Here is a 12,962-nt window from a genome sequence, read left to right on the forward strand (position 1 = left end):
TTCCTATTATTAAATAAGCCGGGCAGTAACGATGCCTTGAATTTCATTGATTTTTTCTTTTAAACCAGGGATGATATCGCCGTTTACTTTATTGTCAATGTCAATCATCGTATATGCGTACTCACCCCGGCTTCTGTTAACCATGTCAGCGATATTCAAATGATAGCTTGATACCGCCTGTGTGATCTGTCCAACCATGTTCGGAACGTTTTGGTGGAAAACGGCCACACGTGGTTTTCCTGTATAAGGAAGGGATGTGTTTGGAAAATTCACTGAGTTTTTGATGTTTCCAGTTTCCAAAAAATCTTTTACCTGACGAGCCGCCATAATGGCACAGTTTTCCTCTGATTCTTGGGTAGAAGCGCCAAGATGCGGGATTGAAATCGTATTTTTCATTTTGATCACATTTTCATTCGGGAAGTCTGTAATATACCTGCCAACTTTTCCGTTTTCAAGTGCAGCTTCCATATCCGTTTCATGCACAAGCTCGCCGCGTGAGAAATTCAAAATCTGGACGCCCTGCTTCATGATACTGAATGTTCCTTGATTAAACATTCCCTTTGTTTCATCGGTTAACGGTACGTGTACAGTAATATAATCTGAGTTGGCAAACAACTCTTCGATCGTCATGGCGCGCTGGACATTGCGGGACAAGTTCCATGCTGTATCGACAGAGATGAACGGGTCAAAGCCGATTACATCCATGTCTAAATCGAGAGCATCATTTGCAACAAGCGCACCGATGGCTCCCAATCCGATTACACCCAGGGTTTTTCCCTTGATTTCTTTCCCAACAAATTGTTTCTTTCCTGCCTCTACAAGCTTTGGAATTTGTTCGCCTTCACCTTCCAATGTCTTTGTCCAGGCTACACCGTCAAAAAGGTTACGGGATGAAGCCATTAATGTCGTAAGTACCATTTCTTTTACAGCATTGGCGTTGGCACCGGGGGTATTGAAAACAACTATTCCCTGCTCTGTACACTTCTCGACCGGAATATTATTGACACCCGCACCGGCCCGCGCGATTGCTTTTAGATTACTGCCGAAATCCAATGAATGCATGTTAAAGCTGCGGACAACGATGGCATCAGGGTTTTCACTGTCATTATCAATCGTAAAGGTATCCTTTTTGAATACATTTAGCCCGCTGTCTGCAATATTATTTAAGGTTTTGATTGTTTTCACTTTGTCTACTAGTAATGTGCTCATGGTTGTAGTCTCCTCTTTCTATATATGATAGTTTTAAAATTTCTGAATTAAGTAACAAAACGTAAGCAATGTAACTTGCCGCTCTACCAATCTTACTACACTAATGGGAGGTAAAAGTAGTATCGACTCCAATATCATCTCCTAATAAGCAGAAAGAGGCAAGGGATATTTCCCTTACCTCTGCCCAGGCGAACGGCTGCGACACTATGTGCTCCCTCACGGTTATCCGCGTTTCGCCAGTTACACATAGCCTTTTCATTTATTTTATTTTATCAAATTTTCCGTCAACCTTCAACCTCAATTTACAATTATCCCAATGAATTCCTTTGCTATACTGGTATACCTGTATTTTTTTTCACCTATGCTGAATTTAAATCCCCCCCTTAAATCCTTCCTGATGAATGCTTTCTTTTCTGCTTTTCCAGGCTATAAATTTATCAAGATCATCTTTCACTTGTTTTATTGCGAATGCTATAACTGCTGCATCATCTGTAAACCCTAGACCCACTAATACATCAGGAATGGAATCTGCCGGCATAACGAAATATAAAATGGATCCTATTATTACAATCAGGGATTTGTAGGGAATATTTCTATAATCACCTGTGACATAAGCTTTTATAAGCTCGCACATAGATTTTAAGCTGTCCAATGTTTCTTCAACAAAACCTTTCTTATATTTGTTTTGTTCTGTTTTTTCTTCGGCATCTCTTATCAATCGTTTAAGTTTATCATCATTTTTTAAGTATTCCTTTACCTTTATGATGGCTTCCTCACTTAAATCAACCACTTTAGATCCAAAACTCTTTTCTTTCCTTTCCTCATCTGTTAAACGCATTTCAGTATCTTGTTCTTTGCTTTTCCAAAACATGCAATCACCCCTATTAAACTTGTGTGTATCTTATCATCTCTCGAAATTTATATTTCTTTTTATTGTGTCATTGTCACCTTCAGAAATATTTCGTTGACATTTCACGTCCCATTCCTCAACCATTCTTTGTAAACGATACAAAGAATATTTCGAAGTCGTTCTCTTTCCTTTTTTCCTTTTTTCAATCAACCGAAACTCATACATAATAAAGCAATCTTTTCAGCCGAAATAAGGAACTATCTTAACCTGTTAATGCAGCTAGATGAATGTTAAAAAGACCCTAGTGAATTTATTGAATCATGTAGAATCCTAAGCAATGAAAATGCATTAATAACATAAAAGCCGATTTCCTTTATATGTTTCTATCTCAAACGCAAAAGGCCAGCGGTATATCGCTGACCCTTTCCTTTTATATGAATCATATGATTTTCCCTTTATCTAATAGAAAGTTTTCGTTCCTGCATATAGCGGTACACAGGAATTTCATCCCCTTTTTGCACTGGAATGAAATTAAATGTTACATAACTGTCTACCGATTCAGGTTCAAGTGCCAAAGCAATAAAGTTTGCGTTTGCTTGCGACATTTGGAAAACGTAACTTCCTTTAGGGAAATTTTGTGTTTTTGTTGAGACCGTCGTTGTCACCTGGTTCGTATAATGACCGTTCTCAAGTATAGTTGAGACCTTATTGTCCGTAACTTTGTAACTCTCGACAGAAACTGTCGCTGGTTTTGCCAGCTTGTTCACTTGAACGCCCAGAATCCTCAGCTTGCGTGCAATATCATGATAGCCTGGAGGCATAATATAGGCGGTTGGCCGTTCACGTTCAAGAGTTGAAAAGGCTTCTGTGGAATCTTCCCAGTCAATCGTTATGGCTTGCCGCTCTGCTTTTGCAAGATCGACCACATCGAGGGATTGGTCTGGCATGAGCTTGTTTTCGCTCTTAATAACGATTTTGTCATTGTCATTGACCTTCTTGCCTTTATTGATCACTTCTTTACGGGCTTCGCTTACAACTTTTTGAATCGCTTTGGCGTTTTCCGCTGTTGATTTAATAAAATTGGATTGAGCGACAGCCTGGGCAAAGACCCGACGTTCAAAATCCGCCCGCCCAATATTGATACCGCGGGTTTCAATCAGGTAGGTTAGCGTATTTTTCAACCCAAGTGCGTTTCGGCCTATCCGGGTTTCTGTACTTCCTTCGGTAGCGACAAGGTTGCCTGCGTCATTTGTATCAAGGGTGTAGTAATCGTGATGGGTTAGTTTTTGCTTATCAAGCGCCTTGTTGACGTCAGGCAGAAGAAGGTTATCTGAAGTCTTGCGTAGCTTTTCCGGGATGTTTAAGTTTTTCGCAGATGAAATTAACAGGTCATAGGATGAAATGGAACCTTTCTCTCCATACTTTTTTAGTAAAGATGAGTTGACCGTATACTCATGGGCATCCACGACTACTTCAGGCTGGTAGTCGTTAACAGCCCTATTTACGGCCTGCACTTCCGGATACTCGACTTTCATATAATCCCGGTTTGCATCCAGGTTTGTAGCGATAAAACGTTTGAAATAATATGACCCATCCGGATTCACTCTCGGAATGATCGCCACATTTACCTTGTCAAGGACATTGCCAAGCCCCCCTTCCGCTAACAACTTTGCCATGACAAGGGTTGACTCCCCGGCAGCCGGTTCATTGCCGTGAATTTGTCCTTGAATCCATATAAGGGGCTTTTTCCTGTCCTTTCTGATTTGTTCTGGTTTATCTTTCGTAAATAGGAGCATCGGAATTTCACGGCCCTCTAGAGATCTGCCAATGGTCTTAAGGTGGACATTCTTGTTTTTACTGGAAAGTTTTTTCAAAAAGGACATCATTTCTTCCTGACTGGAAAAGGCAACTTTCCCTTTGCTAAAACCAGGCGTTTTAAACTGCACGTTCGGTTTCGGGAAAAGATGGGCAATGTTTTCGGGCTGGACATAGCTTGGGCCTGTCCCATAGTATGGAACAAATTCACTCTGCTCCTGGGCGGCTGAAGCTTTTTCCTGAATTCCCGCTCCCGAAAAGGGCAGCCCTGAAGAAATGGCAAGCACGGCAGCAAGGGACGTAACACGGAACATTTTTTTCATAAACTTTCCTCCCAATCTCTTTAGTGTAAGACTATTCTAAAAATTATCACAATAGGAAGAAAAATGAAATGTTATCGGCTACAATCATCGAAAAACAGGAATCCCAGACTATGACAGAGCCAATCCTATACTCTAAAATATGCTATACTGCCCAGGTCTCTATACACTGTAATTGATAATTTTAAAAAGCTGCCTTAAGACATCCTGGATACATATCATTTTGTTTAGAAGTCAAAAAAGACACCAAATTCATATATTATGACAATGAATTTGATGTCAAACTAGCAAACATTTGAAATCTAAACTACCTACTTATACATCGACCAATTTCAAACGATCACATACCACCATGATATACTCTGAAAATTGGGTCCTAAATTACTCAACTCTATCGTAAAGAGATTTTCGTAAGATTCCTACAAATATTGATAAGTTTTCTGTCCCCTTCGCCTTCTCATTCCAAAATCATTGGGAACCTCATTCTTCGGCATGCTCTGAACATCTACTGTGTTTAATAATCGCTAAAGGTATATCTTTAAGATGACACTATAATCTTCAACCGAAGGCAGTGGCCTGTTTTCCATTACATAAAATATTCATCCTGAACATGTGGCTGTTTTAATCCTATCTATGACCAACCTGCGCTAAATAGTCCGGATTAGCTCCGAATTGCCACGAACTAACCGATTTTGGTTGTTTCTGGCCTAGAGACTTCCAAAATTCATCCCAATACATTTCAGCTGCTTGTTTCATTTTTCTCCTTCAACTGCTCCAAGATAGGAAAGAGTTCTTCTAAATGATGAATTTCATAGCCCGGCTCAACTTCTTCACGTTCCTTATCATGGCGGTTAATCCAAACCGACCGGATGCCGGCCCGATTCGCGCCAAGAATATCAGTCATTAAGTTATCCCCCACCATGATCACTTCATCCTTGTTCAAGGACATGAGTGATAAAGCATGTTCAAAAATCCCAGGATCCGGTTTTCCTCTTCCAAAATCACCTGAAATGACAATCTGGTCAAAATAAGGAACCAGTTCTGAAGTAATCTTGAGTTTTGTTTTTTGCAGGTCCGGAGAACCGTTTGTTAGTAGCAAAAGCTGATATTCCTCTTTTAACCGATCAAGGGTACTAAAGCTTTCCTCATAAACAAAGGGAACCTTCCTGCGCTCTTCTGGAAATCGTTCCGCCAGCTCAAACCCAAAGTCCGGGTCATCAATGCCCATCCTCTTTAGTCCCAATGTCCATGCTTCTTTTCTGTAAGTTGGAACCTGGTCCTTCATTTTTCTAAAATCATCATGATCATCTAAAAAATTGCCCCATAGCCCTTCAAACGGGTTTATGCCAATCAACTGTGTAAAAGGGTATATTTCATACGAGGCGTACAATTTCCTGGCCTCATCCCGAACCGCCTCCTCAAGCTGTCCGGAATCTACACCGTACCGTTCCTGCGCAATTTTACAGGTAGCGGAAAAGGCTTCCTTTACACTTTTTTGGTCCCAGAGAAGAGTGTCATCCAAATCAAAAAAGATTGCTTTTATCATAATGGCCTCCATGTCTTAACATAACTTAGTCAGATAACTTCCAATTGTTTAACCTTGAAACGCATTTGTGTTGTTTTCCAGCTTGGCATTTTGCCGTTCCTTGCTTATCCCATACCACACAAAAAGGCTGCCTGACACAATCAGTATCGGTTCCAGCCAATTAGCCTCTGGCCCATTCGTAATTCTATGAAGCTGAAAAATCCAGTGAAATACGAGAATGTCGAAGCTTAAGAATAATCCGGCAGCCACTATAAAGCCCTGGAAGAACGATCTTGAAAAAAACCGTTTAAAAATCCCCATCAATAGGATGAGAACCACCATTCCAAAAACAACTGCCCCTATTCTTTCTGCCTGGCTATCAGCCTTTAACCCTGCTGCAAACGCATTTATAATATGAAAAAATGAATCTGCCACAAAAAAGCCCGTTATTACTCCCAGAAGTCTCAAACGATCAATCCTTTATATGTATAGATTTCCTGCTGCCTTAAAACAAAATGAAAATGGCAGTGGCTAGCCTGCCATGTCACACTTATTTAAAAGTAAGCCGATAGGCTTTTACGATTATGCCATCGTTTGCCGGTTCAAAATCATATTGGGGTTCCCTTTGAAATCCCATTGTTTCATACAAGCTCATGGCGCCTTCCATGAATTGTCCCGTATGAAGCCCAATGGATGTGAACCCTTTTGCCTCTGCCCTCCTGATACACTCAGAAACCAGCGCCTTGGCAGCCCCTTTCCGCCGGGCCTCCGGAGCCACGGCGAGCATACGGATTTCAGGATAATCCAGCTCGTCAACTTGCCCTTCGTATGCATCGCTTTTAGCAGGAAACAAAGCCACACTGCCGACAACCTGGCCATCCACCTCTGCGACAATTAATTCAACGCCATCCTGTGTATCAGCGTTGGATGAGATTGCCTTTTTTAAAGCGTTCCAATGATCCGCCGGAATACCTCTTGCATGTTCTTGATAAGAGCTGACTCTCTGCTCACGGATAAAAGGAAGTTCACTTTCATGTGCTTCACGTATAATCATAGCTTATCCCACTCCCTGTTGTGACTTTATTTAATCAAAAACTTATGTTTCATGCCGTTCAATCCTTCACGATTATGTGCAGTATGAAGTCCTGAAAGATCAGGTCCCTTAGGCAGAATATTCTTGCTTTTATGATCATCACTCGCAATGTGGTTTGACAGATGGTAGTGCACTTTTATCGCGTGGAAATCAGTTGTATCGCCAAACCCGGGGGTTTGATATAAATCTCGTAAATAACCCCATAGATTAGGGAAATCCACAATCCGGTTCCGGTTCGTCTTAAATGCTGCGTAATAGGCTGCGTCGAAGCGGATTAATGTCGCGTACAGCCTGACATCTGAATCTGTTATAAAATCACCCGCCAAGAAACGCTTCTCTGACAGCCGCTGCTCCAATTCATCCAATCTGGCAAATAAAGCATCATACGCCTCTTCGTATGACTCCTGGGAACGGGCGAAGCCGCACTTATAGACCCCATTGTTGACATCATGGAAGATTACATCGTTTAAGTGATCAATCTCATCACGCAAGTTTTCCGGATACAAATCTGGAGCATTTTCTTTATGGAACGGAGCCCACACCGTTTCGAAGTAGTTTGTCAGTTTAAAATAATCATTATTTACAACCTTATTTTCCTTAACATCTACAATTACAGGTACAGTTGGCCTGCCGCTGTACTCCGGGTCAGTCTGTTTATAAATTTCACTCATATATCGAATCCCAAGTATCGGATCTACCCCATCCTCATCCAGGGAAAATTCCCAGTCTACACGAGGCAGATTGGGACGCATTGGACTTGCTGTTCCCAGGCTGATTGAATCTTCCAATCCAAGGATTCTCCGCACAATGACAGACCGATGGGCCCAGGGACAAACCGCCGACCACAATAAACGATATCTGCCAGCTTCTACCGGAAGTTCACCAGGAAGTGTCCCAAACGGTACAGTAAACTTGTTTACCTGCCGATTGAATGACCCATCCGCCTTAATTTCGCCAGACGTTCCTGAACCTGATGACATTGTATCCACCTCTTGGATTTTTATCCTAATCTTACAACAGGTTGAACGTTTTTCCAATTGTAAGTTTTTCAAAACCAAACCTGTTTTGTCGTAAGAGTCTTCTAGCCTTAACAACTTTTTGATTTGCGGATGTAAAAATGACATAGTAATAAATTTAATGAGTGTAAAGGAAAATTACTCTTAGTGCATATATATATAACTTTTTTGTATCCCAAAGGGGAAAAATGTGATTATTGACGTGCCTTGCATACAATAAACTAAAAAGAGCAGCCAACTATAGCCAGCTGCCCTCCTTCCTAATCGTCTTCCATTTTTGCCTTGTCTTTTCTTACATCCAGGTTATATTCCCCGCTTTTTTCAATCACAATAAATCCACTATTCGGTTCGTATAAAATCGTGGCGCCCCTGGTTGTCCGTTCAATCATTCTGATATGAAGCAAGGCCCCAAGCTGTTGCCTGCTTTCTACATTTCTTCTTTTCATATTGAGTATAATGCTGTGGCCGAAATTTAAATGAAGCCTTGTGCTCCGTGTATTTATTTTTTCCGGATGGATAATGTGGGAATAAGCCAGCCACAGGTTCCCCTTTTTTCCAGATGTTTTACATGGAATCAAGATATTGAATACCCTCGGATTTACGGCGATGGGTAAATTATATTTATCGCCAAGTATTGCCTTGGACCCTTGGGTCGCACCCGCTAAGCTGGATCCGTAGTATTTTAATGTTTCGTCAATGATTTGAATTGGCCGCCTATTGACCAGAAAGGTTTTTTTTCCTTCGATGATTCTGGACAATTCTTTTCCAAAGTTGTCAAATTCCGAGGCAATCAAAACCGTTTTTTGATTAATAAGATAATGGTTCCTCTTCCTCATACATGTGCCCCCTATTTAATTTTATAAATAATAGGAGTATACTAGAAATGTAGATGGTATACTCCATCTGACAGACCCTTTAGGCCAAGGTCCCCGAAGACAGTGCCTAAAGGTTTTTGTTTTATGGCTAAAAGTAAATGTACTTTTAGATCCATAAAGGATGCAGCTATGCCTCTGACTTCTCCCCGACCTTGCACGCCAAAAAACTGGTTTGCTATTTGTGGTCACATATTCCTCACCTCCCGCAAAATTACCTCCATCTTACCCCAGACCAATACACTTCTTAAATATTTCTGCGCCCAGAGAAAAAGTCTTCCTCGCGAGGCAGTCCATAATGAATTGGCTGATATCTGGGCGCTTATCTGGACTACATAAATCCTCTTAAAATTATATGTGGCTGTGAAAATCTCCATTGGAAATCTTTTTTATAAATCCATTAAAGGCACTGAGCAGGAAAAGAAGCGTTCCTTTGTTCGTAAGTCTATCTTCCTATGTCCTTTAGTTCGATTATGCATTTATTAGCAAATCTTGTAAATGTACTTTTATCAAACAACTAGTCTTGACACAAAAAATACAAATATTGTATATCAAGAATTGTTTTTGGCGTCTTGATGAGATTTTGCTATATTTGTTTGCGTTAACCGTATAACATAAATTTACAGATATATCATAAACTTAGCTGAAACCAACGCTGTCAAACCAGCAACACTCCCTGATTGGAGTTACCCCCCTTAAATTGAGCAATCTCGTAAGCCGGATATTTCTTGATTACAGGAATTCTGTTTTCCCTATGAGAGACTTGTTGTTATGAAAAACTATAATGTTCTGGTATTAAGAATGAAGGAATAATATGGTCCTTGTTGAATAGCTCGTGTATTCGTTTATATTTTTATTAGAGAGGAAAGTTTATGGCTAATAATGAGGCAATGCGTATATATCATCTATAATTGAGGGTTAAAAAACAAGGGATAGCTTGGTGCTATCTCTTTTGTTTTCGACCAAGCAGGATTCTAACGAAAATGATTACAGAGGGGCATGAAGAGCCCCGAAAACACTGTCTAAGCTTTACCCTGGTTTTTCCCAATGGTTTCTTCATTGCTGTCCACGATTTCCGCGTCTTGTTAAGTTTAAAAATTTGAGATTAAATCTAAGGCGCATACAAACAAAACAAGGCTTCAGTCAAATGGTCTGAATTTGCAGTTGCTTTTTCAGCATATTACCGGTTCACATCATCCGATCCTTCTTCGTAATCGCTTGTCTATTCTTAAAATTCATGCGTTCGGTCACGCAAATCGTCCAACTTGTTCAAGCATTCGCACTAACAAGGAAACCTCTCCCCTCCCATCGCCGCATTGTCTGATGGAATCCACCATGCGTTCTAACGCCTCAATTGATTCAAGTATTAAATCCACGAGAGCATCGGTCACCGGCAATTTCCTTTTCCTCATTAAGTCGAGGACATCTTCCATACAATGAGCCAGATCAGCAATCCTTATAAAACCCATTGTGTCAGCTATCCCTTTGAACCTATGAACGGACTGAAAAATCTGCCCTACTATTTCTATATCCTCTCTTTGCACTTCCAATTTTAGCAGATGATCGTTTAGAGCTTGCAAATACACCAAACTTTCTTCTATAAAAAGCTCTTCATATTGAATATTTATTGCCATTTATCCTTTGTCGCCTCCTTATGGATTTTTGAATTTAACAATGCATGTAGACACCTTTCAGGCCCTTTAAAAAAGCAGCTTTTTTGTCCAATAAGCTTTAATGCCTGGATTTTTTTTGCACGATACAATTAAATTAACGATCACTGCTCTTTCACAGTTACCGTGTGAAAAGTAATTTGAAAAAGCACCGTTATTAGTACTATGCTAACGGTGCTTTCCGATGCACTCAATTTTTATAATTTTATGAGATTTTAAATTTCCCAATAGTATGTTGTAACTCATCAGCCATATTGGTAAGTGCATTCGCGGATGCTGATATCTCTTCCATAGAAGCTAATTGTTCTTCAGTAGCAGCCGCAACATTTTGGGTTCCTGCAGCCGCTTCTTCTGCTATTTTAGAAATGATCACAGCGGATTCGACAACTTGTCCGGTGCTGAATGATATTTTATCTACCGATGACGAGATATCAGAGATTTCGGCAACGACTTCATTAATGGCAGATTTGATCTGGCCGAACGTCTCCCCGGCCGTATTCACTACTCCGATTCCCTGCATTACTTCATTAGAAGCCTGATTCATTGAAACGACAGTTTTGTTGGTTTCATCCTGGATAGCTGCAATCAGATTTGAAATTTGCTGAGCCGAATTTGATGATTGTTCCGCCAATTTTCTAACTTCATCCGCTACAACGGCAAATCCGCGTCCGTATTCTCCCGCCCGTGCAGCTTCAATGGCAGCATTTAACGCAAGAAGGTTAGTCTGCGACGATATATCTGTAATAACGTCAATGATTTTATTAATTTCATTTGAACGAGAACCCAGGGATTCAATGGATAGCGAAAGATTTCCAAAAGTTTTTTTGATCGTGTTCATTTGTTCCATGGCCAGCTGAATACTTTTCTCTCCTTCTATCGCCTGTTCGGATGTATGAACGGAAGATTTGGACGCACTTTGCGCATTGTGTGCTATACGCTGCACTTCAGAAGTTAACTCCTCCATCTTGACTGCACTATCTTCAACGCTTCCCAGCTGTTTTTCAGAGCCTGACGCAACTTCTTGAATGGTATGAGCAATTTGCTCTGTTGCTCTGCTCGTTTCTTCAGCATTAGCTGTAAGTTCTTCTGCTGAGGCTGCAACTTGATCCGTGTTAAGTCCTATTTGTTTGACTAATGCACGGAGATTTTTGGTCATATCGTTAAAGCTGTCCCCTAGCTGTCCTAATTCATCACCCGACTTGAGTTCGATTTCTTCCGTCAGATCACCATCACTTATTTTTCCTGACGCAGCAACCAAAGTTTGTAATGGTCTTGTAATCGAGGAAACGATTATATATATGATCCCCAATCCGATAATCAATGAAATGGCCAAAACAAGTATGGTCTTATTAAAGATAGGCTGTGCCTCTTTATCGACCTCATCATAGAAGAGTGTTCCTGCAACTTTCCATCCTGTTCGTTCATTTGTAACAAAAAACATATGTTTAAGTACCCCATCAAGCGGATAAGCAAAATCTCCATTTTGGGATTTGAAAATCGGGTCTATAGATCCGCCTGGCAATTCTTCCGTAGGTTTCGTTGTGGGATGTACAACTACTTTCCTGTCCTTATCTAAAATAAAAGCATAACCTTCTTTTCCCACTTTAACTTGATTGGTGAAAGCTTCGACTGTTTTTAACTTGATTTCAGCTCCTATTACCCCGGAACCATCCTTTAATGCCTTAGAAACCGATACGACAAAATCTCCGGTCGTTTTTGAAACGTAGGGAGTTGATACAATTACTTCACCTTGTTGCTTCATCGCCTCTTGATACCATGGCCTTTGACGGGCGTCATAACCTTCTGGCATCTTCTTTGCCGGAGCATTGATAAATCTCCCGTCTTTTCCGCCGACAAACATGGTTGAGATCTCCTGGTGGGTAGACACGAATGGGATCATTGTATGTAATTGGGCCTTAGAATTCGCACCCTTATAGTCATCAGAATGTATGGTTTCAGAAAGGAAATCTATGGATTTTATTTCAGGTTCTATAAACCGGTCGAGATTTGAATTCAATAGTTTCGTTGTCTCAGCTGCGGACATGGTAATTTGTTCTTGTACTTTTTCTTTCGCTGTTTTAAAAGAAATCCACCCTATGGTAAGGCAAGGAATCAATAACATGATAAGAAATGAAATGAATAATTTCGTCTTTATTGTCAAACCAAAAAAATTCTGTTTCGAGCGTCGCATGTAATTACCCCTTTATATGTCTATTATTCCATTACTTCCATCCCAATTCGAAGCTATTACTTTTTACCCATTTTGTCAAAATCGGTTCAGACAAAAATCTGTCACATTCGACACCTTTTTCCATCCTTTCAAACAGCATAATATTCATTTAAGACAAAAAAAGACAATTTCAGGAAAATAAAAAAATTTCCCCAGACTCTCCCTCTGTAAATATGCTGCGTCGGCCTCAGAAAAAGAAGCAATAGCTTGTAACCGGATGACATACGACATCAACAGTCACCTGTCACCCCTCCAGTTTCTGTCTGTGGTCCCTGCTCTACGCGGCATCAGCAATCTTTAGGTATATCATCTCTTTGGCCAAAAATAAAAACATCCAATACAATTGGATGCCGTTTCAATGA

General features: G+C 40.5%; 10 protein-coding genes, 1 pseudogene and 1 riboswitch. All 11 genes and pseudogenes read right to left on the reverse strand.

What is annotated here, in order from left to right; all coding sequences use genetic code 11:
• Positions 1-9 precede the first annotated feature (9 nt).
• Positions 10-1,209: a phosphoglycerate dehydrogenase gene (locus D0466_RS04620; RefSeq protein ID WP_117321369.1), complete on the reverse strand. Its 1,200-nt coding sequence runs from the start codon at positions 1,207-1,209 to the stop codon at positions 10-12.
• Positions 1,210-1,384: 175 nt separating this feature from the next.
• Positions 1,385-1,463: riboswitch (ZMP/ZTP riboswitch) on the reverse strand.
• A gap of 116 nt (positions 1,464-1,579) precedes the next feature.
• Positions 1,580-2,080: a YkvA family protein gene (locus D0466_RS04625; protein WP_117321370.1), complete on the reverse strand. Its 501-nt coding sequence runs from the start codon at positions 2,078-2,080 to the stop codon at positions 1,580-1,582.
• Between the two features lie 434 nt (positions 2,081-2,514).
• On the reverse strand, positions 2,515-4,197 hold the full coding sequence (locus tag D0466_RS04630; protein ID WP_117321371.1) for a M14 family metallopeptidase: 1,683 nt from the start codon (positions 4,195-4,197) through the stop codon (positions 2,515-2,517).
• Positions 4,198-4,509: 312 nt separating this feature from the next.
• Positions 4,510-4,950, reverse strand: a pseudogene (locus D0466_RS23580) (ASCH domain-containing protein).
• On the reverse strand, positions 4,934-5,740 hold the full coding sequence (locus D0466_RS04640; protein ID WP_117321372.1) for an HAD family hydrolase: 807 nt from the start codon (positions 5,738-5,740) through the stop codon (positions 4,934-4,936). Before D0466_RS04640 ends, D0466_RS23580 begins: the two are co-directional and overlap by 17 nt.
• Positions 5,741-5,788: 48 nt before the next feature.
• Positions 5,789-6,154, reverse strand: coding sequence for a DUF2243 domain-containing protein (locus D0466_RS04645; protein WP_158555830.1), 366 nt, complete (start codon positions 6,152-6,154; stop codon positions 5,789-5,791).
• A gap of 115 nt (positions 6,155-6,269) precedes the next feature.
• Complete coding sequence (locus D0466_RS04650; RefSeq protein ID WP_117321374.1) at positions 6,270-6,773, reverse strand: GNAT family N-acetyltransferase; 504 nt, start codon at positions 6,771-6,773, stop codon at positions 6,270-6,272.
• Positions 6,774-6,799: 26 nt separating this feature from the next.
• The gene (locus D0466_RS04655) at positions 6,800-7,792 is read right to left on the reverse strand and encodes a glutathione S-transferase family protein (RefSeq protein ID WP_117321375.1); all 993 of its coding nucleotides are present in this window, start codon (positions 7,790-7,792) and stop codon (positions 6,800-6,802) included.
• A 296-nt stretch (positions 7,793-8,088) separates the two neighbouring features.
• Positions 8,089-8,664, reverse strand: a complete 576-nt coding sequence (locus D0466_RS04660; protein WP_117321376.1) for a competence protein ComK — start codon at positions 8,662-8,664, stop codon at positions 8,089-8,091.
• A gap of 1,283 nt (positions 8,665-9,947) precedes the next feature.
• Positions 9,948-10,334 carry an Hpt domain-containing protein gene (locus D0466_RS04665; RefSeq protein ID WP_117321377.1) on the reverse strand — a complete coding sequence of 129 codons (387 nt, stop codon included), beginning with the start codon at positions 10,332-10,334 and terminating at the stop codon, positions 9,948-9,950.
• A 241-nt stretch (positions 10,335-10,575) separates the two neighbouring features.
• Positions 10,576-12,561 carry a methyl-accepting chemotaxis protein gene (locus D0466_RS04670; RefSeq protein WP_117321378.1) on the reverse strand — a complete coding sequence of 662 codons (1,986 nt, stop codon included), beginning with the start codon at positions 12,559-12,561 and terminating at the stop codon, positions 10,576-10,578.
• Between the last annotated feature and the right edge of the window lie 401 nt (positions 12,562-12,962).

The sequence above is a fragment of the Peribacillus glennii genome (genome assembly GCF_003429105.1).
GTDB lineage: Bacteria > Bacillota > Bacilli > Bacillales > DSM-1321 > Peribacillus > Peribacillus glennii.